This window comes from Oleiharenicola lentus (assembly GCF_004118375.1).
GTDB lineage: Bacteria > Verrucomicrobiota > Verrucomicrobiia > Opitutales > Opitutaceae > Lacunisphaera > Lacunisphaera lenta.
The window spans coordinates 2,547,082-2,573,762 of record NZ_SDHX01000001.1 but is presented as its reverse complement, the minus strand read 5'-3'; the positions used below and the strand labels follow the sequence as shown (position 1 = coordinate 2,573,762).

Annotated in this window: 27 protein-coding genes and 2 tRNA genes; 21 read left to right on the top strand and 8 right to left on the bottom strand. The window is 66.3% G+C overall.

The features are described 5' to 3' along the window. Nucleotides 1-3: 3 nt before the first annotated feature. The 10 genes from ESB00_RS20005 to ESB00_RS10610 all read left to right on the top strand — a co-directional run bounded on the left by ESB00_RS20005 (nt 4) and on the right by ESB00_RS10610 (nt 6,519). Nucleotides 4-555, top strand: coding sequence for a type II secretion system protein (locus tag ESB00_RS20005; RefSeq protein ID WP_129047672.1), 552 nt, complete (start codon nt 4-6; stop codon nt 553-555). Further along, nucleotides 552-1,160 (top strand): type II secretion system protein, encoded by a 609-nt coding sequence (locus tag ESB00_RS10650; protein ID WP_129047671.1) that lies wholly within the window; start codon nt 552-554, stop codon nt 1,158-1,160. The genes ESB00_RS20005 and ESB00_RS10650 overlap by 4 nt, the downstream gene beginning before the upstream one ends. Continuing rightward, nucleotides 1,157-1,855, top strand: coding sequence for a pilus assembly FimT family protein (locus ESB00_RS10645; protein WP_129047670.1), 699 nt, complete (start codon nt 1,157-1,159; stop codon nt 1,853-1,855). Before ESB00_RS10650 ends, ESB00_RS10645 begins: the two co-directional genes overlap by 4 nt. 47 nt (nt 1,856-1,902) lie before the next feature. Next, a complete protein-coding gene (locus tag ESB00_RS10640; RefSeq protein WP_129047669.1) occupies nt 1,903-2,376 on the top strand; it encodes a hypothetical protein in 474 nt (157 codons plus the stop codon). Next, nucleotides 2,373-3,383 (top strand): PulJ/GspJ family protein, encoded by a 1,011-nt coding sequence (locus tag ESB00_RS10635; protein ID WP_129047668.1) that lies wholly within the window; start codon nt 2,373-2,375, stop codon nt 3,381-3,383. The genes ESB00_RS10640 and ESB00_RS10635 overlap by 4 nt, the downstream gene beginning before the upstream one ends. Continuing rightward, a complete protein-coding gene (locus ESB00_RS10630; RefSeq protein ID WP_129047667.1) occupies nt 3,380-4,591 on the top strand; it encodes a hypothetical protein in 1,212 nt (403 codons plus the stop codon). Before ESB00_RS10635 ends, ESB00_RS10630 begins: the two co-directional genes overlap by 4 nt. Before the next feature lie 108 nt (nt 4,592-4,699). Beyond that, a complete protein-coding gene (locus tag ESB00_RS10625; RefSeq protein WP_129047666.1) occupies nt 4,700-4,921 on the top strand; it encodes a hypothetical protein in 222 nt (73 codons plus the stop codon). Between the two features lie 182 nt (nt 4,922-5,103). After that, nucleotides 5,104-5,178 (top strand) — tRNA-Met (locus ESB00_RS10620). Beyond that, nucleotides 5,145-5,441, top strand: a complete 297-nt coding sequence (locus tag ESB00_RS20240) for a GIY-YIG nuclease family protein (protein WP_129047665.1) — start codon at nt 5,145-5,147, stop codon at nt 5,439-5,441. Before ESB00_RS10620 ends, ESB00_RS20240 begins: the two co-directional genes overlap by 34 nt. 151 nt (nt 5,442-5,592) lie before the next feature. Continuing rightward, nucleotides 5,593-6,519: a nucleotidyltransferase family protein gene (locus tag ESB00_RS10610; RefSeq protein WP_246026461.1), complete on the top strand. Its 927-nt coding sequence runs from the start codon at nt 5,593-5,595 to the stop codon at nt 6,517-6,519. Between the two features lie 185 nt (nt 6,520-6,704). On the opposite strand, the gene ESB00_RS10605 is transcribed toward ESB00_RS10610, so the two are convergent. The 3 genes from ESB00_RS10605 to ESB00_RS10595 are packed head-to-tail and all read right to left on the bottom strand — an operon-like array spanning nt 6,705 to nt 9,844. Next, entirely contained in the window at nt 6,705-7,013 is a 309-nt protein-coding gene (locus ESB00_RS10605) for a molecular chaperone DnaJ (RefSeq protein WP_129047664.1), read from the bottom strand. Between the two features lies 1 nt (nt 7,014). Then, on the bottom strand, nt 7,015-7,728 hold the full coding sequence (locus tag ESB00_RS10600; RefSeq protein ID WP_129047663.1) for a PP2C family protein-serine/threonine phosphatase: 714 nt from the start codon (nt 7,726-7,728) through the stop codon (nt 7,015-7,017). A 34-nt stretch (nt 7,729-7,762) separates the two neighbouring features. Continuing rightward, on the bottom strand, nt 7,763-9,844 hold the full coding sequence (locus ESB00_RS10595) for an ATP-dependent DNA helicase (protein WP_129047662.1): 2,082 nt from the start codon (nt 9,842-9,844) through the stop codon (nt 7,763-7,765). Between the two features lie 78 nt (nt 9,845-9,922). Here ESB00_RS10595 and ESB00_RS10590 point away from each other — a divergent pair, with 78 nt between their 5' ends. Further along, a complete protein-coding gene (locus ESB00_RS10590; protein WP_129047661.1) occupies nt 9,923-12,160 on the top strand; it encodes a heavy metal translocating P-type ATPase in 2,238 nt (745 codons plus the stop codon). A gap of 77 nt (nt 12,161-12,237) precedes the next feature. Continuing rightward, entirely contained in the window at nt 12,238-12,717 is a 480-nt protein-coding gene (locus ESB00_RS10585; protein WP_129047660.1) for an outer membrane lipoprotein, read from the top strand. Between the two features lie 31 nt (nt 12,718-12,748). Here the strand turns inward: ESB00_RS10585 and ESB00_RS10580 are convergent, their stop codons facing one another. Further along, a complete protein-coding gene (locus tag ESB00_RS10580; protein WP_246026460.1) occupies nt 12,749-13,177 on the bottom strand; it encodes a L,D-transpeptidase in 429 nt (142 codons plus the stop codon). A gap of 123 nt (nt 13,178-13,300) precedes the next feature. Between ESB00_RS10580 and ESB00_RS10575 the strand changes: the two genes are divergently transcribed. The 8 genes from ESB00_RS10575 to ESB00_RS10540 all read left to right on the top strand — a co-directional run bounded on the left by ESB00_RS10575 (nt 13,301) and on the right by ESB00_RS10540 (nt 19,500). Continuing rightward, a complete protein-coding gene (locus ESB00_RS10575; protein WP_129047658.1) occupies nt 13,301-14,350 on the top strand; it encodes an aspartate-semialdehyde dehydrogenase in 1,050 nt (349 codons plus the stop codon). A gap of 44 nt (nt 14,351-14,394) precedes the next feature. Further along, a tRNA-Val gene (locus tag ESB00_RS10570) sits at nt 14,395-14,471 on the top strand. Nucleotides 14,472-14,483: 12 nt separating this feature from the next. After that, nucleotides 14,484-15,338 carry a hydroxymethylbilane synthase gene (gene hemC / locus ESB00_RS10565; RefSeq protein ID WP_129047657.1) on the top strand — a complete coding sequence of 285 codons (855 nt, stop codon included), beginning with the start codon at nt 14,484-14,486 and terminating at the stop codon, nt 15,336-15,338. Further along, nucleotides 15,331-16,113, top strand: coding sequence for a uroporphyrinogen-III synthase (locus tag ESB00_RS10560; RefSeq protein WP_129047656.1), 783 nt, complete (start codon nt 15,331-15,333; stop codon nt 16,111-16,113). The genes hemC and ESB00_RS10560 overlap by 8 nt, the downstream gene beginning before the upstream one ends. An 84-nt stretch (nt 16,114-16,197) precedes the next feature. Continuing rightward, complete coding sequence (locus ESB00_RS10555; RefSeq protein ID WP_129047655.1) at nt 16,198-17,292, top strand: DegT/DnrJ/EryC1/StrS family aminotransferase; 1,095 nt, start codon at nt 16,198-16,200, stop codon at nt 17,290-17,292. A gap of 67 nt (nt 17,293-17,359) precedes the next feature. Then, nucleotides 17,360-18,034 (top strand): phosphoribosylanthranilate isomerase, encoded by a 675-nt coding sequence (locus tag ESB00_RS10550; protein WP_129047654.1) that lies wholly within the window; start codon nt 17,360-17,362, stop codon nt 18,032-18,034. A gap of 11 nt (nt 18,035-18,045) precedes the next feature. Next, entirely contained in the window at nt 18,046-18,756 is a 711-nt protein-coding gene (locus ESB00_RS10545; RefSeq protein WP_129047653.1) for a hypothetical protein, read from the top strand. A 57-nt stretch (nt 18,757-18,813) separates the two neighbouring features. After that, nucleotides 18,814-19,500 carry a lysophospholipid acyltransferase family protein gene (locus tag ESB00_RS10540; protein WP_129047652.1) on the top strand — a complete coding sequence of 229 codons (687 nt, stop codon included), beginning with the start codon at nt 18,814-18,816 and terminating at the stop codon, nt 19,498-19,500. Nucleotides 19,501-19,619: 119 nt separating this feature from the next. Here the strand turns inward: ESB00_RS10540 and ESB00_RS10535 are convergent, their stop codons facing one another. Together ESB00_RS10535 and ESB00_RS10530 are read right to left on the bottom strand one after the other, a co-directional pair. Further along, on the bottom strand, nt 19,620-20,804 hold the full coding sequence (locus ESB00_RS10535; RefSeq protein WP_129047651.1) for a PQQ-dependent sugar dehydrogenase: 1,185 nt from the start codon (nt 20,802-20,804) through the stop codon (nt 19,620-19,622). Between the two features lie 28 nt (nt 20,805-20,832). Next, nucleotides 20,833-22,215: a glycoside hydrolase family 28 protein gene (locus ESB00_RS10530; RefSeq protein ID WP_129047650.1), complete on the bottom strand. Its 1,383-nt coding sequence runs from the start codon at nt 22,213-22,215 to the stop codon at nt 20,833-20,835. Nucleotides 22,216-22,425: 210 nt separating this feature from the next. Here ESB00_RS10530 and ESB00_RS10525 point away from each other — a divergent pair, with 210 nt between their 5' ends. Beyond that, entirely contained in the window at nt 22,426-23,667 is a 1,242-nt protein-coding gene (locus tag ESB00_RS10525; protein WP_129047649.1) for a methyl-accepting chemotaxis protein, read from the top strand. A 351-nt stretch (nt 23,668-24,018) separates the two neighbouring features. Here ESB00_RS10525 and ESB00_RS10520 read toward each other — a convergent pair whose 3' ends face one another. After that, on the bottom strand, nt 24,019-25,470 hold the full coding sequence (locus tag ESB00_RS10520) for an ATP-binding protein (protein ID WP_218938728.1): 1,452 nt from the start codon (nt 25,468-25,470) through the stop codon (nt 24,019-24,021). A 179-nt stretch (nt 25,471-25,649) separates the two neighbouring features. Continuing rightward, entirely contained in the window at nt 25,650-26,579 is a 930-nt protein-coding gene (locus ESB00_RS10515) for a 5'-methylthioadenosine/S-adenosylhomocysteine nucleosidase (RefSeq protein ID WP_129047647.1), read from the bottom strand. Between the last annotated feature and the right edge of the window lie 102 nt (nt 26,580-26,681).

Sequence of the window (26,681 nt, the reverse complement as noted above, 5' to 3'; positions counted from 1 at the left end):
CCCATGTCCCTGTCCGCCCAGCTTCGCCCGGCCCGCTCCCGCGGAGCGTTCACGTTGCTGGAGCTGCTGGTGGTAATCGGCCTGATCGCGATTCTTACGGGCTTGGTGCTCGGGGCGGGCCGGCGGGCCTCGGATGCCGGCAAGGCAAGCCGGGCACGGGCGGAGTTGACCGCGCTCGCCGCTGCGCTCGATGCCTACCGCCTCGCCCATGGTGACTACCCGCGCACGGATGAACCCGCACGGCTGCTTCAGGCCCTCATCGGGAAGCGCGGACCGGATCATCAGGTAATCACGAGTCGCGCTTTTGTCGAAGTCGCGCGACTTCAGACCGCAGACGCGCGTGACCCTTTCACCGATGATTCGGCCGTGCTGCTTGATCCGTGGGGCCGGCCTTATCGCTACGCCTACAAATCGCAGGCTCCGTGGACCAACTCAGCGCCTGTGCTCCATTCAGCCGGGCCCGATGGAACGGACACCACGTCACTCACGGCCGGTGGATTTCCTGACCGCAGCGCGTCGGGCAACGCCGACAATCTTTACGCCGATCAACCATGAGAACCCGCGGCCATGCTGCATTCACGCTGCTCGAGTTGCTGGCGGTCATCGCACTCATCGGCCTGCTGGCGGCCTTGATCTTCCCGGCGTTCGGCGCCGCCCGGCGTTCGGCGGGCAAGGCCAAGACGAAGGTGCAGTTCGCGCAATGGACGGCGGCAATCGAGTCGTTCCGCGCCGAGTATGGCTACTATCCGGCGTTTGACGCGAGCGGGCTGGTGAACGGCGGTGTCACGCCGACCGACCACCTGTTTCACGACCTGCTGGCCGCGCGAAAGCGCGATGGCTCGGCGCTGGCACCCACGGACGCAGCGGCGCAGCAAAATCGAAAACTCCTCGCGCTGCACCTCTTCGGCGAGGGCGAACTGGATGCGGCGGGGTTGGTCCGCGACGCTTTTGAAAACACGGCGCTGGCCGTGCTGACCGACCGCGACCTCGACGGCGTGATCAAGGAAGGCACCGATTTCACCACGCTACCGGCGGTCGGCGGACTGACCCCGGGCGCCGCGGATTTTCCCCCGACCGGCATCCGGGCCGGCGTGATATTCTACGCGCCCGTCCCAGGGGACACGGCGGCGAACCCCGGGTTTATCTTCAGCTGGAAATGAAAACGAGGAGGCGCGCATTCTCCCTGCTGGAATTGCTCGTGGTCATCGGGCTCGTGGCGGGTTTGACGTTCCTGTTTGCCGGCGGGCTCGCGGGCGGGGGCAGGGCGGCGGTGATGCACTCGGCGCAGGCCACGTTGGCCAATCTCATGACGGCCGCCCGCAGCAAGGCACCGGCGCTGAACCGGAAGGTGCGCTTGCTTGTCCACGTCGATCCCGCGCAGCCGGAGCGATATCTCCGGCTGTTGGTGCTGCAGGTCGGCCGACAGAGCGGGGCGAGCCCGACCGAATGGGATACCGTGCAGCGCGTGAGCTTGCCGCCGGGCGTCTGTGTGGTGCCGGCCGCTTTAACCGGTCTGGTGGCGGATGAGGCCGAGTGGAAACGTGTCTCCAATCCTGATGCGGACTTGGTTTCGGATTTGTTCACCAACCAGGCGTTGACCTATGCGCTCGAGGGTGACGATACGGCCCAAACCTGGCTCGGCGTCGCCTTCACGCCCAACGGCACACTTGCCGCGCTCGTGACGGGCCCACCGCCTAAAGGGTATGTCGTGCTGGCGCAGGTGCAGGTGCGTCCGCCCGGCAGCTATGGCCCGGGCGAACCGCCGTTGCGGCTGGTGGATCCGTCCGGTGTCCGGGGCCTGGTGCTGAGCGCTTACGGGGTGCCGGCGCCGTTGAACGATCGCAACGCCTTCTGATGAGTGGTCGCTGTCATCGCCGGGCATTTTCTCTCGTCGAGGTGATCATGGCCACGGGGATTTTCGCCGCTTCAGTCACGGTCGTTATCGCCCTGCTGCCGGCGCTGGCGCGCCAGGGCGGGGAGTCGGTTGAGTCGCTCGCGGCGCAACGGGTGCCGGACCTGCTGCGGCATGAACTCAACCGGCTGGGCGTGGCGGGGGTGGATGCCCTGGCCGGACAGATTCCGGTCATGCCGGCGGCATTGGCGGATGGCTTCGTCCTGGTCGCGGATCGGGAGGTGGTCCGCCTGCACGCGCGTGATTACCTGCCGCCCGCGGCCGGCCTGCTCGCGACCGACGAGCAATTTTTCCTCGTCGAGTGCTGGCGGTTTCCCGGCGAGCCGCTGCGCTTCGATTCGGCCAAAGGCTTCATGGCGCTCATGGTCCGGGTGTCATGGCCACACCGCCTGCCGGGAGCGGGCACGCCCGTCGCGACCGAGGCGCGGCAGGAGTTTCTTTTCACCGTGGCGATCAACCGATGAGAACCACGGCCAAAACGGACGCGTTTACGCTGCTGGAACTGCTCGTGGCCGTGGCCATCACGCTGGTGATTGCCGGCCTCATGCTGACGGTCACCACCCAGGTGCTGGGTCTCTGGCAGCGCACCCAGGGAGCGCACTCCCAGGCGGCCTCGGCGCGGCAGGTGTTCGACCTGATCGGGCGCGACCTGCAGGCGGCGCTGCACCGGCGCGATGCCCGCTGTTGGCTCGCGCTGGACATCCTCGATGCCAAAACCTCATTGGCGAATCATGGCTGGCTGCTCGATGCCGCGCTCCCAAAACCGGCCAGCGGCGGCAGTCTGCGCCCGCTGCCGGATGCCGATGCGAATGGCGTGCACCGGCTCCGGGATGCGCGGTTTGGACTTTCCGGAGCGTGGCTGCGCTTGGTCACGACCAATGTCGAATCCGGCGGCAGTCTGCCGGCGGTCGTGGCGTATCAGGTGGCGCGCCGGCCGGTGTCCGGCGACCCGGTCGCGACCAATTTGGCCCCCGTGCGCTATTCGCTCTATCGCTCGGTGGTGAGCCCGGAAGAGACCTTTGACCATGGCTACGACGTGATGGCGACAACCTATGGCAGTACGAGCAACACGCCGACCAGCGCGCTCTCCACCGCCTATCGGCAGCCACGCAACGTGACGAACCCCAGCCACGCGAATCTCCTCGCGAGCAACGTCGTGGATTTCGGCTGCTGGCTTTACCGGCGTGACAGCGCGGGCGAACTGGTGCGGATCTATCCGGGTGCGACTGGCGATGTCTCGCATCACGCGGTGGGGCAGAGCACGACGGATGACTCGCGGTTTCCCGCGGTGGTTGATGTCATGCTGCGGGTGCTCAGCGAAAGCGGTGCCTCCTTGCTGGAGGCGATCGAAAGCGGCCGGGTGACGCGTCCGTCCGAGCATGCCAGTGACGCCGCCTGGTGGTGGGCGGTGGTGGAAGCCCACTCGACCGTCTTTACGCGCAGGATCGAGATCCAAGGAGCGGCGCCATGAGAACTGTGAGCCGCGGCTTCGCCCTCGTCCTCACGGTTGTGTTGCTCGCGTTGCTCGTGCTCGCGCTGCTGGCGCTCAGCGCCCTGAGCCGCGTCAGCGCGGACATCACGGCCACCGCGGCTTATCAGACGCAGGCGCGGCAGAATGCCCTGCTCGGGCTGCGCGTCGCACTCGGGGAACTGCAGCAATACGCCGGGGATGACGAGGCGGTCACCGGCATGGCCGGCCTCACCGGCGTGCCCCCCGGTGCGGGCAATCCGTCGCGGCATTGGTGCGGCGTCTGGAACGCCAGCGGCCAGTTTGTCCGGTGGCTCGCCTCGGGGGCGGACGGCGCGATGATCCCCGTGTTGAACGGAAGTGACTCGGTCGCATTGCTGGCGACCGGTGCATTGGGGGCCGACGGCACCGACAAGGAGCATGTGCGCGTTCTGCTGGTGCCCATGATGACCAGCACCAGCAGCGGCGCCACCCAGCGCCACGGCGGCTACGCCTGGTGGGTGGGCGACGAGGGCGTGAAACTCAGCGCCGTGGTGCCCGACGCCGAGGCGCCGGTGCCGGGTCAAAAGCACGCGCTCGACGAACTGATTGCCTCACTCTCACCCACGGCTCCGAATCTCGACCGGGTCGAGGCTTACGCGCAAATTGCCCTCGTGCCCGCGTCACCGCTCACCCCCGGGCAGTTGCAAAGCAGCCTGCATGCGCTCACCTGCACGCATCGCGGCTTGCTGGCGGGAGTTGCCCAGGCGGGCCGGTTGAACGTCAACTCCACCTCCGCCCGCTATTGGCGCGGCGTCGGCGCGACCTACAACCGCCTGCAACCGGCCGATCCGATCAACCTAAGTCTGACGACCTTTGCGAACCGCATCCGCGATAACTTTGCGGCGACCGTGGCGGCGGGGAAGGAGGCGGGCGGTCCGTTTGTAAGCGCGGCGGCGTTTTTCGACAGCCCGTTGCTGGCGACAGCCCTGCAGGACAGCGGCGTGACGCCGTTGGAATTTCGCGACGTCATGCTGCCTTGGCTGTCCGGGCGGTCGGATACATTTCGCATTCGCGCCTACGGCGAGTCGGCCAACCCGGCTGAGGCCACGAAAGTCGAGTCCAGCGCCTGGTGTGAGGCGATCGTGCAGAGGCGGCCGGACGCGTTGCCCGGTTTTGGCAACCGTTTCGCCATCGTCTATTTTCGCTGGTTGGGGCCGGAAGATATCTGAACCGGCGTGAAATCGCACACGGTTTGGCAATATCATCCGTAGCTGCGCCAATTTATGCGCAGTGCGAAGGCGGGCCTTCGGCTAGGCTGGCGACCATCCCATCCGGCCATGCCTGCCACCCCGCAACTGTTTAGCCCCACCTGCCACCCGTTCGCGATCGTACCGGATAGCCAACCGAAGGGCCGGTGGGGACAGATTCTCAACGCACTTCTCGATCGCGTCGCGGATGAAGGCTACGAGGATGAGCAGGGTTTCCATTTTTGCGCCGACCGCGCGCACGTCGAGGCCGCGCGCATGGTTGAGCCGGTCTGCCAAGGCGAGCACATCTAGCCCAAGGAGAACGGCGGGGCGGCGGCAGAAAAATCTTGTGGATTTCCGGCGAAAACTGTGACTTCTTGCGCGTCCCTTTCGCCAGGGTAGCTCAGCCCCGACTTGTCGGGGTTGATGGTAGAGCAGCCCCGACTCTCGTCGGGGTTGGTCGCCGTCAGAGCCACTCGGCTGCGGGAACCCTCGCCAGGGTAGCTCAGTGGTAGAGCAGAGGACTCATAAGCCTTTGGTCGCGAGTTCAATCCTCGCCCCTGGCACCAATTTCTTGGTTTATACTGTTTACGTTCTCCGAGGTGCTTCAGGCCGGCACTACATCGGCCAGACCTCGGATTTGAGCGCCCGTCTGGCTCAGCACCGCGCTGGCCACACGCACACGACAAAGCGAATGGGTGGCACAATCGAACTAATCGCGAGCCGCGAGTTTGCCAGCCGAACGCAAGCAGTCGCTGTTGAGCGGATGCTTAAGGCATGGAAGAACCCGCTCAAGGCCATCGCCTACCTTCATGGGGGGCTCGGAGCTTAGAGCAGCCCCGACCAGAGTGCGGGGCAAGCCCCGACTCCTGTCGGGGTTGGTCGCGAGTTCAATCCTCGCCCCTGGCACCAGTTTAAGCCGCTGTCATTGACAGCGGCTTTTTGTTTTACCGCGCGCTCTTCCGTGTGCATCCGTTTCATCCGTGGCTAAAAACTCATACGACTTGGTGGTGTTGGCGGCGGGCATGGGCAGCCGGTTTGGCGGGGTGAAGCAGGTGCAGCCCGTCGGGCCGCACGGCGAACTCATCATCGAATACTCCGCCTTCGACGCCCTGCGCGCGGGTTTCGGACGGCTCGTGCTCGTGATCCGCAAGGACATCGAAAAGGACTTCCGTGACACCATCGGACGCCGCCTGGAAGCGCGGATGGACGTGCAGTATGTGTTTCAGGAGATGGATACGCTGCCGGCGGACTGGGCCGGACGCGGTCAAGCCGCGCCCCTGCAGGTGGGGAACCGAACCAAGCCCTGGGGCACGGCGCATGCGGCGCTCGTGGCGCAGCCGGCGGTGCGCGGGCCGTTTGCCGTGATCAATGCCGATGATTTCTACGGAGCCTCGGCCTACCGCACGCTGGCGGCGCACTTCGCGGCTTCGACCGATTACGCGATGGTCGGTTATCCGCTGAGCCAGACGTTGTCGGAACACGGGACGGTGAGCCGCGGCCTCTGCGCGACCGATGCCGCGGGACGCCTCACGGCCATCACCGAAATAACGAAAATTGAAAAGACCGTCACGGGCGCGCGCTACACCGACGCCACGGGGCAGACGCAGCAGCTGACCGGTGCGGAGATCGTCTCGATGAATTTTTGGGGATTCACGCCGGCGGTCTTCCCGCAGCTGGAGGCGGCGTTCGCGGCATTTTTGGCGTCGCGCGGCCAAGACCCGAAGGCGGAGATCTACCTGCCCACCACGCTCAGCGACCTGAACGCGCGCGGCGAGGCCCGCATCGCGTTGCACCGCTCGGAAGACGCGTGGTTCGGCCTGACCTACAAGGAGGACCTGGCTTCCGCGCAGGCGGCGATCCGTGCGCTCGTGGCTGCGGGAAAGTATCCGGCGCCGTTGTGGAAGTAGGGCAGGTCACCACCAAACACACAGAAAGGGCGGAAGGGTACGGAGGACCGGTCCCGGTTTTTCGCACGTGCCAATAGGATCATGGTCCCAAGCCGAAAGCGTGCAGTTGAATCCGGGTCAGCGCAATTGCGTGCACTCGGGGGTTGAGGCGGGCAAGCGAGCTGACCACACAACCTCGCCCGGGTTTACCCCAAATCCTTCAGCAGCTCCCGCAGTTCCCGTTCGGGGTCCTCGTGGTTTTGCTCCACGGCGAGTTTCAGCGCGTCTTCGAGCCAGGGCTTGGCCGCGGTGCGGCGGTTGAGGCCGACAAGGGCTTTGCCGAGGAGGATGCGCGGCATCATCCAGTCGGCCTTTTTTCGGGCGCAGGACTCGAGGTGTTCAACCGCCTCCGCGGCGCGGTTCTCAGCGAGCAGCGCCTGGGCCAGGCTGAAGCGGAACAGTTCGTTGTCCGGCTGCTTCGCCACCAGTGCGGCGAACTGCTGGGAACGTGACATCTCAGTCGAAGAACAGCGCCACCCCGGTCGAGTTGTCGAGGCCACCGCGCTCGTTGGCGCGGTCGATGAGCGCCTTGACGGCATGCTCAGGAGAGGCCGACTCGGTCATGACCTTGGCAATTTCCGGCTGCGAGACGAAGCGGGTGATGCCATCGCTGCAAATCAGGTAACGGTCGTGCGGCAGCACCGTGTGCGAGAAATAATCGCCCTCAATCGGCGGCGGCTGCCCGATGCAGCGGGTGAGCGCGTTGCGGTTTTCCATCAGCAGGGCCAGGGGCTCGCCGCGGGCGGCGCGCTGCTTGAGTTCCGTCTCGATGGTGTGGTCGGTGGTGAGCTGTTCGAGGGACTTGGAACGCAGCCGCAGGGCGGTGGAGTCGCCGACGTGGCCGAAGTGCAGCTTGACGCCCGTGACGTGAACAAAAGTGAGCGTCGAACCGATGCCGAACTGCGGGCTCAGCACGCGGCCGAGCTTGAACACCTGGTCGTTGATTTCGGTGATGATTCGCTCGTAGTTCAGCTTCTGGCCCACGGCGTGTTCGCTGACGATCTTCTGCAAGGTGCTAACAGTCAGCTGGCTGGCCTGCCCGCCGGAAGGGAGCCCGCCGATACCGTCGGCGACCGCGTAGATGCCCAGCTTGTCGTTGCAGAGGAAGCTGTCCTCGTTTTCGGGGCGGGCGCGACCGACGTCGGTGTGGGCAAAAGTGCTGAGCTTCATTTAAGAGGTGCGATGACTAGTGGCAGCTTTTGGCTCAAGGGAAAGGCCGAAAAACACGCTCCCGATTTTCCCGGCTCATGCGCTCGTAAGCAGTGGTCGGCAGGCTGGCGAGGAACTCCCGGCCGTAGGTCTTGGCGAGAACCCGGGTGTCAAGAATCGTGACCAACCCGCGGTCGGTTTTGCTCCGAATGAGGCGCCCCACGCCCTGACGGAACTTGATGAGCGCGTCGGGCAGGGTCAGCTCGTTGAACGGGTTGCCGCCGGCGTCGCGGATGTGTTCGCACTTGGCCTCGGTGATGGGGTGGGTCGGCGGATCGAAGGGCAGGCGGGTGATGATGACCTGGGACAGTGCCGTGCCGGGCACGTCCACGCCGGTCCAGAAGCTGTCGGTGCCGAACAGCACCGCGTTGCCCAGGGTGCGCATCTGGTGCGCGAGCTCGGTGCGGGAGAGCTCGGCGCCCTGCATAAGGAAGGGACGCCCCGCCTGCCGCCATTCCGGTTCCAGCGTGGTGGCCACGGCGCGCATGTCGGTGTAGCTGGTGAAGAGCACGAGCGAGCCGCCTTTGACCTGGCCGGTGCAGAACCGGATGTAGTCGGTCAGCGTTTCGAGGGCGAGGCGGGCTTCGTTGGGCGAGGGCAGCGGCACATCCGTCGCGACGAAGACGCGCATGTGGCGCTCATAGTCGAAGGGCGACTTGACGGCGACCGCCTCGGCCTGTTCGGCGCCGATCCGTGCCGCGAACGGCTCGATGCTGCCGCCCATGGCGAGCGTGGCGCTGGTGCAGACGACGCTCGTCTGGCAGCCGAAGAGGTGTTTGCGCAGTTCCGGAGCGACGTCGATCGGCGCACTCCGCAGGGTGACGATGGTCTGTTTGCGGCCGCTGCGCTCCGTCCAATAGACGTGGCCCTTGTCGCCGAGGGTGAGCCACTCCATGAGGCCGGCCTGCAGGCCCTTGATCCGCTGCTTCTGCTCAAGCAGCTCCTCGCTCTCGCGGCTGTCGGGCGCGGCCTTGTCGGCGAGCTTGGCCAGCACGCGTTCGAGCGCGCCGAGCGGCCCCTGCAGCACCGGTTCCGCCACCCCGGCTTCGCGGATGCGCACGATGGCACGCTGGTCCAGCACGCGCGCGGCAAGGAAGTCGAAGAATTGTTTCGCCGCGTCGAGCGCGTCCACGACGAGCTGCTGGGCCTCGGGGCCGCCGAGTTTGCGGAGCACGCCGCGCTTGGTCTTGGGGTTGAAGAGGTGTTTGAGTGCGCGGTCCACGCCGTAGCTGCTGAGAGAGAGGCCGAAGTTGTCGGTCGCGACCTCGGGCACGGTGTGCGCCTCGTCGAGCACGAGAAAATCGTCGGGAAACAGCACGCCGCGGGCCTCGCGCTGCGCGCCCTGGGCCTGGGCTCCGCCGGCGTTGATGAGGGCGAAGAGCAGGGCATGGTTGACGATGATGACGTGCGCCTGCCGCAGCCGGGCACGGGCGCGTTGGTAGTGGCATTTTTCGCAATCACAGTGCTTGCGCGAGCAAGCGGAGGAGTCGGCGTTGACGGCTTCCCAGACCTCGGGCCGCGGCGGCGGCTTCAGCTCGTGCCGCAGTCCGGTGACCGTGGTCTCGGCCCAGCTGGCGATGCGCTGGAGTTCCTCGTAGTCGGCGTCGGCAAAAAGGCTGGCGCGGTCGGCGAGCGCGTGGCTCAGGCGGGTGGGGCAGAGGTAGTTGGATTTACCCACGAGCACGGCCGAGCGGAAACCCGCATAGGGCGCACCCGCGGGAGCGGTCTTGAAGATGCGGCGGCAGAGCGGCAGATCCTTCTGCTCGATCTGTTCCTGCAGGGAAATGGTGTGCGTCGAGACGATGAGCTTCCGGCTCTGGTCCACGGCGTGAATGAGTCCCGGAATCAAGTAGGCGAGACTCTTGCCGACGCCGGTGCCCGCCTCGAACAGGAGCGGCGTGTCGTCGGTGAACGCGCCGGCCACCGCGCGCGCCATCTGCTCCTGCTCGGGCCGGTGCTCCAGCTTCAGGGCGTCGCACAGCGTGCCGGTCTCGGCGAAAATCCCGCGCGTGAGTTCCGGCAGGCGGGACGGCTTGGCGCCGGCGGCCGGTCCGGCCTCATCATGCAATCCAATCATCGTCGTTCACTGAGCTTATTAAGCCGGCACGGTGCAATTGATATTTGCGAGACCCGGTGCCGGCGGCATCCTGACGGCATGGGCAAATCGGAAAAGGGGAGAGGCAACTGGACCGAAGAGCTCGTGCGTTTTCTCTGCGAGCAGCCGGGCATCGGCGCCGTGCGCCTCGATCCCTCGGCGCACCGGATTGCGGTGGCAACGCTCGGCCAGGTGAATCTGGCCGACCTCGAGCAGAAACTGGCCGCAACCATATCGGCGGTGGAGGCGCGCTTTGCCGACCAACCGGCGCGGCTCGCGGCGGCTGGCTTCACCCTGCGCAAGGACGGGGCCGCGGTGGTCATCGGCCGCAACATGGGCGCGACCGCGGAAAGCCTCTGGCTCTGGCGCGAGATGGAGTGGCCCGAGATCAAGGCCGAGCCAGCGCCCGAGGATCAGGAGTGGCGCACGCTGGCCGTGCTTGCCGCGATCTGCGGTGGCGCGGGCATCGCCGGGTTGCTGGCGGACTTCCTCGTGCCCGGGCAGCCGTGGCTGGCGCGGGCGTTTTACCTCGTCGGCTTGGTTGCCGGTGCGTGGGACGCGGCGATCGATTCGTGGGAGAATCTCAAGAAGCGCGAGATCGACATCCATTTTCTCATGCTCGCGGTGGCGGCCGGCGCCATGGTCATCGGCGCCTGGGGCGAGGCGGTGCTGTTGCTTTTCCTCTTCTCCGCCTCCGGGGCGATGGAGGAATACGCGCTCGATCGCACGCAGCGCGAGGTCAGCTCGCTGCTGAAAAGCGCCCCGAAACGGGCGACGGTGCTCGACGCCGCCGGCCACGAGCACGAGGTGGCGGTCGAGGAACTCCAAGTCGGCCAGCGCGTGCGGGTGCGGCCGGGCGGGGCGTTTCCGGCTGACGGCCTGGTGGTGCACGGCAAGAGCGCGAGCGACGAGGCCAACCTCACCGGTGAGGCGACCCCGGTGGAGAAGGGGGTGGGCGACCAGGTCTTCAGCGGCACGCTCAACCTCTGGGGCGCGGTGGACTTCGAGGTCATCCGTCTGCCCGGGGAGAGCACCCTGCAGAAGATCATCCGGCTCATCCAGACGGCGCAGAAACTGAAGGCGCCGAGCGAGCGGTTCACGGACAAGTTCGGCACCGGCTACACTTACGCCGTCATCGGCGGATCGTTTGCCATGTTCCTGCTGTGGTGGCTGGGCTTGGGGCTGCCGGCCTTTGCCAACACGGGGGAAACGCGCTCGGCCTTCTACCGCGCCATGACGCTCATGGTGGTCGCGAGTCCCTGTGCGCTGGTGTTGTCCATTCCTTCGGCCATCCTTGCCGCCATCGCCTGGGGTGCGAAGCACGGCGTATTGTTCCGGGGCGGCGCAGCCATCGAGAAGCTCGCCGACGTGAACATCGTCGCGCTCGACAAGACCGGCACGCTTACAACGGGCGAACTCGTGGTGACCGGTTACGAGAGTTTTCCGCCCGGCCGGGAAACCGAGGTCATGGAGCTGGCCTACGCGTTGGAGAGCAAATCCGAGCATCCCCTCGCGCGCGCCATCGTGCGCGATGCCAAGGCCCGCGGCGTGCGCCTGATCGAACTGGCGGACTTCAGGAACATCGTGGGACAGGGCGTGCGCGGTCGCCACGGCGACACCCAGGCCCTGCTCGGGCGACGCGAACTGCTGGAAGCGGGCCCGCTGGCCGGCTGGGCGGGACAACTGCCGCCGGCGCCGGCCGACCTCGCCGAGGTCTGGGTTGTTGGCAAGGACGTGCTCGGTCGCGTCCTCTTGCGGGACCAGATCCGCGCTGAGTCGAAGGGCGTGCTGGCCAAGCTCAAGGCACTCGGGATGCGCACAGTCATGCTGACCGGTGACCGCCGTCAGGCAGCCGAAGCCGTGGCCCGGGAACTCGGTCTCGACGAGGTTCGGGCGCACCTGACTCCGGAACAAAAGGTCGCCGCCATCCAGGAGCTCCGCCAATCCGGCGGCCGCGTGGCCATGGTGGGGGATGGGGTGAACGATGCCCCGAGCCTGGCCGCCGCCGACGTGAGCGTGGCCATGGGCGCCCGCGGCAGCGACGCGGCCTTGGAGCAGGCCGAGGTCATCCTGATGCACGACCGGATCGAGAACTTTCTGGCCGCCAAACGGTTGAGCAGCCGGGCGCAGGCGGTTATCCGGCAAAATCTGACCATTTCGCTCGGGGTTGTGATCATCATGGTGATCGCGACCGCTTTCGGGGCGGTGCCGCTCGCTGTGGGTGTGGCGGCGCACGAGGGCAGCACGCTGATCGTGTGCCTCAACTCCCTGCGCCTGCTTTTCGGCAGCAACAAATAGTCCGTCGCGCGGAACCTCGGCTTGCCTGTATGCGTCGTATAGGCGAACGTGTCCGCACGACGGGCCGCTTTCATCCCATGAATCAACGTCGTCTTCTCTTCCTTTCGTGCAGCGTTGTTGCGCTGACACTGGCCGGGTGCCGCTTCCCGTCTTCGACGCAGACTTTGCCCCAGTCCCAAGTCGGCCAGATGCAGAAACGCGCCGTTGCGACGGTCATCAAGGTCAAGCCGGTGGTCATAGACGGGCAGAAGACCAATCTCGGCCAATATGGCGGCGCCGTCATCGGCGGAGCCGCGGCCATCCCCAGCGGGGGCGGTATCAGCGGACGCGGGGACGCCCTGGTCATGGCGGGCGCCTCACTCGTGGGCGCGATTGCCGGGCAGGCCGTTGAGGAACTGGCCACGCGCAAGAAGGCCCAGGAAATCACGGTCGAGATGCCGAACGGTGACGTCTATGTCATTGTTCAGCCCTCACCGCCGGATTTCCAAGTCGGTGACAAGGTGCACATCATCTCCGGACAGAGCGGCGCCCGCTTGGAACTGGCTTTGGACTTTTGACCGCGCCCGGGCCTGCGCCCGTTAGGACGGATCAATCCTCGATCCACACCAGATCGCGCACCCGCACTTCCTCGAACAGCTCTAGGATACCGAGGTTGCTCATCTCGACACAGCCGGCGCTGAAGGGTTGGCCGAGCCGGTCCTCATGGTTGGTGCCGTGGATGTAAACGTAGCGGTCGAAGGTGTCCACGACCTGACCGGTGGCGTTGGTGCCGGCGTTGTGGCCCGGTTCGAGTCCGCGCAGACGAAGGATGCGGGTGGTGATCAGGTTCCGCGCCTGTTCGTCAGCCCCCAACTCGGAGAAATGTTTCCCCGTCGCGACCCGCGCCTTGAAGACGATGCCGGGAGGCTGTCCGGCGCCGATCTTCTCCGTGATTTCATGCAGGCCGCGCGGCGTGCCGAGGGAATCCTTGATATTCGAGGGCGGGCGCAGCGAGGTGGAGATGACGTGGGACTTCACCAGACAGCCGTCCCGGTAAAATCCAAGCAACTGTTGCGCAATGGATACGGTGATAAGCCGCGATGTCGGCTTGAGTCCGAGCGCGGCACACTTTTCTTTGGTCCGTTCCAACACATCATTCACGTGAGTAATTCATCCTCCTACAGAGTCGGTATCGTCGGTGCGACGGGCGCAGTCGGTCAAGAGCTGATCGGTTTGCTGCTGTCGCGCTCGTTTCCGCTCGCGGAGCTGAGGCTGCTGGCCTCGGCGCGTTCCGCGGGCCGCCAGCTGGAAGTGGGCGGCAAGAAACTCACCGTGCAGGAGGCGAAGCCCGAGGCCTTTGACGGTCTGGATATCGCGCTGTTCGCCGCCGAGGGTGCGATCGCCAAGGCGCTGGCCCCCGAGGCCGCCAAGCGCGGTTGCCTCGTGCTCGACAAGAGCTCGGCCTTCCGCATGGACCCGAAGGTCCCGCTCGTCATTCCCGAGATCAACCTTGCGGCCACCCGCAACCATGCGGGCATCATCGCCAGCCCGAATTGCTCGACCGCCATCGCGCTGATGGGGCTTTACCCGCTGCACCGGAAGTTTGGCGTGAAGCGCGTGTTCTTTTCCACCTACCAGTCCGTCTCCGGCACCGGCGCCGACGCCATTGACGAACTCGAGGCGCAGACGCAGGCCTACGTGAAGGGTGCAGCCATCGAAAAGAAGGTCTATCCCTACCAGATTTTCCAGAACCTGATCCCGCACATCGACTCGTTTGGCGCCGACGGCTACACCGGCGAGGAGACCAAGATGCGCGAGGAGAGCCGCAAGATCATGGGCCTGCCCGCGCTGCAGGTTTCGGCCACCTGCGTGCGGGTGCCGGTCGTGCGTGCGCACTCCGTGACGGTGAATGCCGAGTTCGAACAGCCCGTGGACGTCGCGGCCGCCCGGGAAGTGCTGGCGGCCTTCCCCGGCGCCCAGTTGCTCGACGATCCCGCCAACAAGGTCTACCCGACACCGCTCGATTTCAGCCGGCAGGTGAAGTGCGGCGTGGGCCGCATCCGCCGCGACACCGCCTTCGAAAACGGCCTGACCTTCTGGGTGAGCGGCGACAACCTCTGGAAGGGGGCCGCACTCAACTCGATCCAGATCGCCGAAGCGATGATCCGCGAGGGCATCGCGCTCAGGCCGCGCGAACTGGCCACGGCGTAATAACCCTTGCCGCTGCCGGGGCGTTTTCGTTTCGTCGCGCTTTCGGACGCTTAGCTCAGTTGGTTAGAGCACCTCGCTTACACCGAGGGTGTCGGGGGTTCGAGTCCCTCAGCGTCCACCAGTTTTTGACCGCATGAAATTCATCCTCGCCACCCGTAAAAGCCCGCTTGCCCTGACGCAGACCGAGATGGTCGCGGCCCGCATCAAGGCCGCCATCCCGGGCGCGGAGTGCGAACTGCTCAAGGTGGTCACCACCGGTGACCAGCGGGTGGAGTGGTCGCTCGCGAAGCAGGGCGGCAAGGGTCTATTCACGGCCGAATTGGAGCAGGCGCTCCTGCGCGGCGAGGCCGATGTGGCGGTGCACAGTTGCAAAGACCTGCCCGGCGATAATCCGCCGGGGCTGGTCGTGGCGGGCTTCCTGCCCCGCGAGGTCACGCATGATGTGCTGGTGCTCCGCGAGGGTGTGTCCGTGCCCGCCACCATCGGCACGAGCAGCCCGCGCCGGCAGCAGCAGATCGCCAAGCTTTTCCCGCAGGCCACCTTCACGGAAATCCGGGGCAACGTGGACACCCGGCTCAAGAAAATCGCCGCCGGTGACGCCGACGCGACGATCCTGGCCGCGGCGGGCATGAAGCGGCTCGGCATCACGGGCTGGCCCGGCGTGGTGTTGCGTCCGCTGTCCTTTGCCGAAAGCGTCCCGGCCGTGGGGCAGGGGGCCATTGCCCTCCAATGCCGGGCCGGGGACGAAGGAAAACTTGCCGCGGTCGTTGATGCACCCACGGCGCGCGCCGTCGTGCTGGAGCGGGCCTTTCAGGCGAGCCTTGGGGCGGGTTGCCAGATCGCTTTCGCTGCGCACGCCACCCGCGACACGCTGCACTTTTTCCACGAAAAGACCGGCATTCGCACGCTGCCGTTGCGCGACGCCGATTTCGCCGCACCGTCGGCCACCGCCGGCCGCATCCTCCAGGAGCTTGGTTTTCATGGCTGATAAAAAATCTCTTTCCGGTCGCCGCATCGCGGTCACCCGTCCTGCCGGTTCGGCCGGTGAATGGCGCACCCGCCTCGAAGCCCACGGCGCGGAGGTCATCGACCTGCCGCTCATCAAGGTCAGCAAGGAGGTGAATCTCAATACGCTCGCCGAGGTGCTGCAGGAGATGGGCAGCTACGAGTGGGTGATATTCACCAGCGCCAACGGCGTGAAGTTTTTCTTCGATGAGTTCATCCGCGTGCATGAGGACATCCGTGCGCTCGGGCTCGTGCGCCTCGCCGCGGTCGGCGAGGCCACGGCCGCGGCGTTGCGGGATTTGCATCTCCGCGTGGACCTGCAGCCGAAGAAGGCCAGCGGCGAGGAGCTCGCGAAGGAGCTCATCAAGCGCGAGTCCATGGACAGCGCGAAGGTGCTGGTGGTCACCGGCAGCCGGAACCGGGAGGCCTTGGTCGAGTTGCTGCATGAGGCGCGCACGATCGTGGACCAGCTGCAGGTTTACAAAACCGAGGAAACGTCGCTCAACGCGGATCCCGTGGCCGGTGACTTCCGGGCCAAGGGCGCCGACGCGATTCTCTTTGCCAGCCCGTCGGCCGCGCAGTCGTTTTTCGATCAGGCCGCCGCGCTTAAGCTTGCGCCCAAGGCCCGCAAACCGCTTGCCGGCAGCATCGGACCGACGACGACCGCAGCGATGAAGCAGCTCGGCCTGCCCGTGGACTTCGAGGCCGCGGAGCCCAGTTTGGATGCTCTCGTGGCCGCGCTGCTCAAGAAAATCTGATTCTGGCCCGCGGCACACACCGAACACACGGCATAATGTCGGATTGAGTTCTGGGTATTCCGTGTGTTCCGTGGGTACTTCTGCATGAAAGTCCCTTTTCTCGATCTTAAGCTCCAGCACGCGCCGCTGCGCGCCGAGGTGCTCGCCGCTCTGGCCGACACCTTCGACAACACCCGCTTCTGTCTCGGCAAAGACGTGGAGGATTTCGAGAAATCCTTCAGCACCACCCTCGGTTACCCGCGCACGCTCGGCATGAACAGCGGCACGTCGCCGCTGCACGTTGCCTCGCTCTGTGGCGGCTTCGGGCCGGGGGACGAGGTGATCACCACGCCTTTCACTTTCGCCTCCAGCTGCTGGGGCATCAGCTACGTCGGCGCCAAGCCGGTGTTCGTGGACATCGATCCCGACACCTGGTGCATCAGCCCCGAGGCCATCGCCAAAGCGATCACGCCACGCACCAAGGGCATCGTGGTCGTCCATATCTTCGGTCAGCCCGCGCGCATGGACGAGATCATGGCCGTGGCGAAGCAGCACAATCTGTTCGTCGTCGAGGACTGCGCGCAGGCCGTTGGTGCCCGCTACAAGGGCGTGCCGGTGGGTGTGATCGGCGATTGCGGCACGTTCAGCTTCTATCCGACCAAAAACCTGGGCGCCTGCGGCGAAGGCGGGGCCTTTGTCTCGAAACATCCGGCCGTCATGGACAAGGCGCAGCTCCTGCGCGTCCATGGTTCGCCCAAGCGTTACGCGCACGCCGAGGTCGGTTTTAACTTCCGCATGGACGGCTTCCAAGGCGCGGTCCTCAACATCAAGCTCAGGCACCTCGCCCGCTGGACCGAGCGCCGCCGGGCCATCGCCGCCAAGTACCGCGCCGGCATCAAGCACAAGGACATCCAGCTGCCCGTCGTTCCGGCCTACGGCGAAAGCGTCTGGCATCAGTTCACGCTGCTGCATCCGCAGCGCGACGCCCTGCGCGTCCATCTCGAAAAGAACGGGGTCGGCACGGAGATCATTTACCCGGGCCCGATGCACCGGCAGGAGTGCTACGCCTCGCTCGGCTACGCCGCTGGCAGCCTGCCCCTGGCGGAGAAAACCAGCGCGACCTGCGTCAGCCTGCCGATCTTTCCCGAGCTGACCGACGAACAGGTCGAGCATGTGATCAAGACGGTGAACTCGTTCTGAGAACACGAAGGAGCGAAACCGCAAAGACGACTTTGCTCCCTGGCTGCTTTGTGTTTTATTCAGCGCCATGATCAACGGCGTCAGACTCAAGGTGTGCGGGCTAACCTCCTTGGTGGATGCCGAGGCGGCTGATGCCATCGGCGCCGATGCGCTCGGGTTCATTTTCTATCCCAAATCGCCGCGCGGGATCACGCTCACGCAGTTTGCCGCGATGAAGGACCGGCTGCCGCCGCGCAAGAAGGTGGCGGTGTGCGTCGAGCCCTCCGCCCCGGAGTTGGCCGCGCTGGTGGGCCTGGGGTTCGATCACTACCAGATTCATTTTGGCACAGAGACCCCGTTCCCGATCATGGCCGGCTGGTCGCATCTCACGGGGCGAAACCGGCTCTGGCTCGCGCCCAAGCTGCCGCCTGAACAGGACGTGAAGCCCGACTGGCTGCCGCTGGCGGACACCTTCCTCCTCGACACCTTTCACGCCGACAAATTCGGCGGCACGGGCGAAACCGGCGACTGGGCGAAATTCAAACGCCATCGCGACACGCACCCCGGGAAGACCTGGATTCTCTCCGGCGGCCTGAAACCCGACAACGTCGCCGCCGCGGTCTCGGCCACCGGCGCGAAGTTTCTCGACGTCAACAGCGGGGTGGAGCTGTCGCCGGGCGTCAAGGATCCGGCAAGACTCAAGGCGCTGGTGCTCGCCCTGCACCACGCCACGAAGCAGGACAATCCGTCGTATTCCGCTTAGCCAAGTTTGCCATGAGTGGAGGCAGCCCGGTGCGCGTTTTGGGTCGGGATACGCTGGCTCTGCTGGCCTTGCGGTTGTCGGCGGTGCGACTCGATGGACTGAACCGCGGACATTTCTATGTGGGCCTCGTCGGGACCTGGGTGGCGGGGATCGGCCGCTATTGGGACAATCCCAAGGCGGAGCTGGCGCAAAAGCTGGGGTTTGGGTCGTTGGCCTATATCTTTGTGCTGTCGGCGCTGTTGTGGTGCGTCTTCCGGCCGGTCGCCGGCCGGGCGGCCAATTATTGGAAACTCGTCAGCTTCGTCGGACTGACCTCCTTCCCGGCGTGGCTGTATGCGATTCCGGTCGAGCGCTTCATGAGCCTGGACGCGGCGATCGCGCTGAACGTGCTGTTTCTGGCCGTGGTCGCCGCGTGGCGGCTGGCCCTGCTGTTCCGTTACACCCGGCTGGTTTATCGCTTTGGCTGGTGGCGCACGACCGTCTGCTGCCTGCTGCCGATGACCGCAATCATCTGCCTGCTCGCCGCGCTCAACCTGGAGCGCGCGGTGTTCGAGATCATGGGCGGATTGCGGGAGCCGACCTCGGCCGATGGCGCCTATTTTGTCATTCTGCTTCTCTCGCTGCTGAGCGTGTGTCTCTTTCCTGTGCTGCTGCTCAACTGGCTGTGGTTCCTGCTCCAACGCCTTCGCGCGGGTCGGGTCGGGCGCCAAGGAAGCGGTTGACGCCCGGGGGACGCGCTCGTATCTCCGGCTCGCGTTTCGCTTCGCCGCCCACCCTGCATGTTTCGCCAACATATTCTACCCTGGTTGGTCCTGTGGTTCTACCGCACCTGGGTTGCGACCTGGCGCACCACCGTAATCCATTCCAAGGCGTTTCAGGAGATGCTGGACAACGGCCGACCCTGCGTGCTTGCGCACTGGCATCGCGATGAACTGGCCGTGGTTCGCTACGTCGGCACCTACCGCGTGGCGACGATGACCTCGAACAGCCGGGACGGGCAGCTGATCGACTTCGTCATCCGCCATCTCGGCGGCGTTACCACCAAGGGTTCCTCCAGCAGCGGTGGCGCGAGCGGGCTGCGGGCGCTGATCCGGCTCATGAAGGCCGGGCATTGCACCTCGATGGCGGTGGACGGCCCGCGCGGGCCGATTTTCAAGGCCAAACCCGGTGTCTTTGAGCTGAGCAAGCTGACCGGAGCGGCGATCATCCCGGTGGGGGTGGCCAGTCAAAGCCGGATCATTTTCGAGAAGTCCTGGAACAAGGCGCGTTTGCCCAAGCCGTTCACGCGGGTGGTGGTGATTTTCGGCGAGCCCCTGGAGGTGGATATCCGGAATGAGCCCGACCTCCACAGTCCCCAACTCGCGGAGCGGTTGGAAGCCAGCATCACGGGGACTTGCCAGGAAGCGGAGGCACTGGGCCGGAAGCAGGTGGGCAGCAACCCGGCTCGCGCGGGTGGGTTTGCATAGTGCTTCGAATATCTTCGCGGGTGGGCCAGCGACCTTGATCGCACTCCGAGGCCATGGGCAGCGCGTGCCAGCAAGCTGCCCACGCAACGCAGGGTTATCCGGATCCCCGATAACGCAGGTCAGTTGGCCGGCTCGATGCGCAGCAACCGGCCGTTTTTCTCATCGGTGAGCACGTAGAGATGCCCGTCCGGGCCTTGGCGCACGTCCCGCACGCGGGCCCCGATGGGCAGGCTTTCCTGGCCTAGCACACGCCCTTCACCATCGAGATCGATCCGACGCACTTCTTTGCGCTTCAACGCGCCCGAAAACAGGTCGCCGCGCCACGCCGGGAACGCGCTGCCGTTGTAGAACTGCAGGCCGCTCGGCGCCTGGGCCGGTGTCCACACGACCACCGGGTCCGTCATGCCGGTCAAGGTGTTGGCGCGACTGATGGTGCCGAAGGTGTATTCGATGCTGTAGGTGGCGCGCGGCCAGCCGTAGTTGGCGCCGGGCGTCAGCAGGTTGAGCTCGTCGCCGCCGCGCGAGCCGTGTTCGTTGGCCCAGATTCGGCCGCTGGCCGCATCGCGTGCGATTCCCTGGATGTTGCGGTGTCCGAGCGTCCAGATGAACGGATCGAAGCCCGGCCGGCCGGAGAAAGGGTTGTCGGCGGGGGCGGTGCCGTCGTCGCTCAAGCGCAGGATTTTTCCGAGCTGGCTGCCGGGCCGTTGCGCCTGTTCGCGCATGAGCTCGCCGTTGAGCCGGATCGGCGGATTGCCGCCGTCGCCCAGGGCGAGCAGCAGCGTGCTGTCGGGCAGCCACAGCAGGCGCGAGCCGAAGTGCTGCGGACCCGGCTTCAAGGGCGAGACGGTGTGCAACACCTCGACCTCACTCAATGAAGCGAGGTCGGCCGACAGGCGCCCGCGGGCGAGCCTCGTGCCATTGGCTTCAAGCGTGCCGAGGCCGTAGGTGAAGTAGATCCACCGGTTTTCGGCGAAGCGCGGATGCGGCACGATGTCCATCAGGCCGCCGTGGCCGATCCCGAGCGTCGCGGGCAGGCCGGTCACCGGGGCCGGCAGGAGCACGCCATGGGACACGACGCGCAGGCGACCCGCCCGTTCGGTGACGAGCATCTCGCCGGTGGGCAGCCAGGCCAGCGACCAGGGATGCTCGAGGCCTGCGACCACCGGCTGCAGGCGCCAGCCGGTCGCGGCGGGCACTCTGCCGGTCGGCTGCACCGGCCCGGACGGCACGCGCATCATCCAGAGCGCAGCCCCGGCCAGAAATACAACCACGGCGCCGACGACGCGCTTGGTGCGGGACTTCATGCGCGCGCAACTGAGGCCGCCCGGCAACTCACTTCGCGGCGGGCCGGGATTGCAGCCGGCCGTTGATCGTCTGGGCGCCGATGGTCACATTATCCAGCACGAGCCCTTCGACGTTTTTCAGCACGAAGGTTTTGTCCGCCTGCTGGATGGCGATGTTCCGCAAGACGACCTCGGTCAACGGCGCGGCGGCCGGGGCGTCGCCGTCAAAGACCGTGCCGGCGCGCTCGACCGTGAAGTTCTCGAACACGATGTCGCGGTAGGTGGACGGGAAGTTGCCGCCCAGCTGGCCGGGGTAGTCGAGCTGGAACCAGAAGAGGTTCTCGAAGGACTCGACCGTGAAGTTGCGCACCCGGATGTGCTCGACGGTGCCGCCGCGGTCGAGGTTGGCCTTGAAGCGGATCGCCGAGACGCCCTTGCGCAGGATGTTGTCGGAGAAAAACACGTGGCGCACGTCGCCCGACATTTCGCTGCCGAGGGCGATGCCGTCCTCGCCGCCCATGTCGTTGTGGCGGACGACGACGTATTCGCTGGGCCGGCCGAGGGTGCGGCCGTCGAGGTCGCGGCCGGACTTCACGACGACGGAGTCGTCGCCGGTGCGGAAGTGGCAGTGCTCGACCAGCACGAAGCGGCTGGAATCGACGTCGATGCCGTCGTTGTTGGCGTGGTGGCTGTCCACGCGGATGCGGCGCACGGTGGCGTGGTCCGTGTAAACGAGATGATTCACCCAGAACGGCGCGTGCAGCAGGGTGTAATCCTCCAGCAGGACGCGCTGGGCGCGGAAGAACTGGATGAGCGGCGGGCGCAGGTGCGTGCCTTCGCCGAAGACGCGCTGGGCGACCGGCGTGCCGTCCGAGCCCATGCGACGCAGGCGGTCCATGTCGTCGCCCTGCAGCTCGCGCTTGTTCCAGCCATGGAACTCGCTCGCGCCGTTGCCGTCGATCGTGCCCTTGCCACTTATGGCGACATCCTCGACCTCGAAGGCGTAGATCAGCGGCGAATAGCTGTAGAGCTCGGTGCCCTCCCAGCGGGTGAGCACGACGGGCAGATAATCTTTCGGGTCGGGGCTGAAGAGGAGCGTGGCGCCCTCGGCGACGTGGAAATTGATGCGGCTCTTCAGGTGAACGGGGCCGTGGCTGAGCCAGTGGCCCGCCGGCACGATCACGCGGCCGCCGCCGGCCTGGGACGCGGCGGTGATGGCCGCGTCGATGGCCGGCCGGACGTCGGCACCGGGCTTGGCGCCATAATCCGTGATCACGAAATCCTTCGCCGGGATTCGCGGCAGTTCGATGGTGGCGACGATTTCATCCACCATGGCCCAGTCGCCGGGCGCACTCTTGATGGCCGCGCTGGCGGTGACCGCGAGGGTCGTGGCAAGGAGGAGGAGGGACAGGGTGGGGCGCGGGAAGTCCATTCTTCGTTACAGTTGCCTGCCTCCCTCTTGGGTCAAATCACGATTCCTCTCGCTGCGCATGGTTTGTCCGGGACGGCAGGGGTGGGGAATCTCTGCGCATATATTGGCGGGTTGGCCCGGTTGGGTAAAGCTGGCGGCCGGCGGGCCGATGCTGGGGGAACAACGGCGCCAGGCCGGGGCCGCCGCTCCGGTCGGTGCCGCTGCACGTGCATGTCACTCTCATCCCATCACAAAATTCTTGCCGGGTTCGCCCTGGTCATGGCGGCAGCCGCCCTGCTGGCCGGGGCGGCGCTGGCTTGGCTCTACCACCTCGACCGACAACTCGGCACCCTGTCTGCCGTCACGACCGGAGCCGAGGTTTTGCGCGTCATGACCCCGGAGGTCAGGCGCGGCTATGTCGTCGTGCTGGCCGTGGGCGCGGCCGGCACCCTCGTGTCATGCCTGTGCATCTGGTGGGTGTGGTCAACCCTGGGTCGGGTGCTGCGCAATGTCGGGCGAACGCTGCAGGCCTCGTCCTCCCAGGTGCTGGTCTCCGCCGGTGCGTTGTCGAACGACAGCCGCGAACTGGCGGACAATGCCACCCGGGCCGCCGGAGCGATCACGAGCACCGGCGCGGCCATTGAACAGCTCGGCGGCCTCACTCGCCGCAACACCGACAACGCCGGAGCACTGCGACAGCTTACGGGTGAGGCGCGCCAGGCCGCCGGTGCCGGTTCGGGCGAAATGCAGGCACTCACCGCCACCATGCGCCTGATGGAGGAGCGCAGCGCAGAGGTTGCCCGCATTCTCGGCACCATTGACGAGATCGCCTTCCAGACCAATTTGCTGGCATTGAATGCCGCCGTGGAAGCAGCCCGGGCGGGTGAAGCCGGGGTCGGCTTCTCGGTCGTGGCCGAGGAAGTGCGCTCGCTGGCCCGGCGCAGCGCCGAGGCGGCCCGTGAAACGGCTGATCGCATCCAAACCGCCACGGACACAACCCGGGAAGGCGTGGCGTCGGCCAACCGCGCCGCGGAGCGGCTCCAGCACATCGTCTCCTGCAACCAGCGACTCGACGAACTTGCTGCCCGGATGGAGACGGACAGCGGGGAACAGCGCGCCGGTTTGGAGGCGCTTCGCGCCTCGGCGACGGAGCTCGACCGGTTGACCAGGCAAAACGCGGTCACCGCACAGGGCGCCGCCGAATCCTCGGGCACCTTGCGCGATGAGGCCGATCATCTCGGCAAGGCGGTCCTGACTCTGCGGGAATTGGTCGAGGGTGCCGCCGTGGGTGCCACTCAGGAGCCCAACGCGGCGCGGATGGCCGCGGCCAGCGATGGGGTTGGCCGGCCGAAGACCTGGCTGAGTTCCCGCCGGTCGTCGAACAACGCACCTTGCGCGGCACCGACATCCCAGCTGGCGAGTCCGGTAACCAACGGGGGCGGCAGACCGGCTTTGGGCAGGGTGCCTGCGTAGTCCACGTCGGGCAGGTTCACGGAGGGGATCGCCCGGCCGGCCTGGCGCGAGAGCCCGGCTGCCAGCTCCTTCAATGTCTAGGCGGGGTCGCCGGCGCGCTCATAGGTGCGACCCGGCACGGCGGCACCGGTAAGCGCGGCCACGGCGGCGGCATAGGCCCGGACGCCACAAGTCCGGAGAACCCGGGTCACCGTTACCACTCGCCGGTTGTATTGGTCCCGGTCAGCCAGATCTGCTCGGTGTCGCGCATCCAGCTCGTCTCCGGCGGCGAGCTTCAGTTCAACGGTCTGCTCGCCCGCAGCCGGTCGGTTTAACGCGTCGCACTCCGCCGGCTCCGAGGACTGCGCGGCTTCACTCCCGCGCAGCGCCGTTGCTCGGGGATTTTTTTGCTGCTGCAGGAGGCAGCTTGCCAGCGGTCCGCCCGGAAAGGGGCAGATAAACGGAAACCTCCGAGCCGCGATTCGGGGCCGACTCCACGCAAATGCCGCCGCCATGGCCGTGCACGATGCCCAGCACGGAGGCGAGGCCGAGTCCGCGCCCGAGGCCGCGTTGCGAGTAGAAAGGGTCGAATATCCGGTCGAACTCGCTCGCGGCGATCCCCTCGCCGTTGTCGCTGATGCACAGGCAGGCATACAGCCCGGGCGGCAGCTCGGCGCGGTAGGGGCCGGACATGGTCCTGGGCTCGAGCAAGACGGCCTGGGTCAGGCGCACTTGGATCAGGCCGGCGCTGCCGTTCATCGCTTCGATGGCGTTGGCCAGCAGACCGTGCACGGCGGGTTCGAGCGCGGAGCGGTCGATCGCGACGGTGGCATCGTCGGCGATATCGAGCGTGATGCGCACGTCGGGATTGTCGGGAGCGCCAGCCGGGATGAAAGAGCGGAGCCACGGTCCGAGCGTGACCGGCTCGCAACGATAGCGCGCCTCGCCGGAATAGCGTGTGAGCTGCGTGACGATCGCCGCGGCGCGCTTGCCGCACTCGAGCTGGGCGTCCGCATACTCGGTGCTGCGGCCGTCCCGCAGGGCGTCGAGGCGTTCCAATTCGGCGTGTCCCATGATGCCGGTGAGCAGGTTGTTGAAATGGTGCGCGATGCCGCCGGTCAGGTGGCGTAGGCTCGCCAGGCTGCCGGCGGCCTGGCGGTTGCGGTGTTCGAGCTGGTCGATCGAAGTCTGCAGGCGTCGCACCGCCGGTTGGAAGATGAGGAGGGCCTCCAGCGCCAGCACGACCAGGGTGATGAGCAGGAGCGCCATTTCCACTCGTTGCAAAAAGGCCACGCGCGCGCTCGCGCTTTTCTCCAGACCCAGGACGACGGAGTCCATCAGCGGGAGAAACAATTCCTGGTCGGCCAGCAAAGCGGTGCGATTGGCGGCGGAGAGCGTTGACTGCGGTGACAGGTCGGCGGCGAGCGCGGCGATGCGGCCCAGCGGGTGGCCGGCTTCGTCCAACAGGGCCGCCAGGGTGCTGTGGGCGGTGGCGCCATAGGCGATGTCGGGCAGACCGATCACGAGTTTCCGGTGGGTGCCCACCCAGCGGTCGCGCATGGCTTCTATGGCGTCGAGCTGGGCGGAGGCGTCGGCCTGGGTGGGATCGAAGAGCAGGATCTTCAGTGTCAGGCGCTGGCTGAGCATCCGCTGATAACCCGCCATGTTGACCACATGGCTGTCGCCGCTTTGGCGGTTCAGCGTGAGCTGCACGAGCACCTGTCCGGCGATGGCCAGCGCGGCAATCAGGCTGAGTGCCACGAAGTAGCGGCGGCGGAAATGGCGCCCGGCTTGCTGTCCGGGTGATGGCGGCTGGCTGGACACGGTCACATGGACTCTCTGGTCACACTAGCAGCCTCGCCGGCACTGGCAAGTTCCGCTCCGCCAGGTCCGGCCGATGAAAGGGCGTGGGGCGATGAGGTCGGAAGGTCAGCAATCGGGCTAATCGCCGCGGCGTCGCCGGACTGGGTGACGCCGCGGGATGGCCTGCGAAGGATCGGCCCTTACATCTCACGGAGGATGGCGCGCAGCACCTTGACCGCGTGGGCGGAGGAAACGGACTCGTGGGCGTCGATGGGGTTTTTCTCGCCGTGATCCTGGCCGCCCGCGAGGTCACTGAGCGCGCGCACCGCGAGGAACGGAACCTGGTTCGTGTAGCACACGTGCGCGTAGGCCGTCGTCTCCATGTCGGCGCAGCGCGCCCCCCAGGTCTCGCGCACAAATTTCCGGTAGTCGCGATTGTCGAGGAACACGGTGCCGGTCACGCCCACGCCTCCGAAGCTCACCGTGACTTTGCGCCCGGTCTTGGCGCTGGTGAACGGGCCCAGTTTGGCCACCGCCCGGCGGGCGGTGGCCAGCAGGGCTGGATCGGCGGGGAAGAATGGCGTCTTCTCGAATCTGGGCCGGTCGCTGCGCGTGGCATGGACGGCGTCGGGGAAGATCATGCCGAAGTTCGGATACTGCTGCTTGAAATAATCGGCCTTGATCCAGCCTGAGCCGTCGGGGGTCGGATTAAAATAGGCCGCTTCGCTGTGATAGGCCCATTGCTCAGGGATGACGACATCACCCACGTGCAGGTCGGGATCCGTGCCACCGGCCACGCCGGCGAAAAGCACGTGCGTGATCGGCAGGCGCTCGAGCGCGAGTTGCAGCGCCATGGCGGCGTTGACGAGGCTCATGCCGGTCTCGAACACGACCACATCCTTGCCCTCGACCTGGCCGTGGAAGTAGCGGAAGCCCTTCACCTGCTGCTCGCGGAACCCGCCGTCGAGCAGGCCAAACTCCTTCACCATCGCGTCCATCTCGGGCGGGTAGGCGTTGAGCACGGCGATCAGCGGCTTGGACGGTTCGGCGGCCCGGATCAGAAGGGGCCAAAACAGCCCGACCAACAGGGCCAATCGGCATAGGAAATCACGGCGGGATGTGGGGAACATGGCGACGCACGAGCAAGGCATGTGCCACTCTGCCGGCGGCAATTCCGCCTGGCCTGATTCTCCTGTTCGAGGGACTTGAAACCATGGGTTATGTCCGGCGTC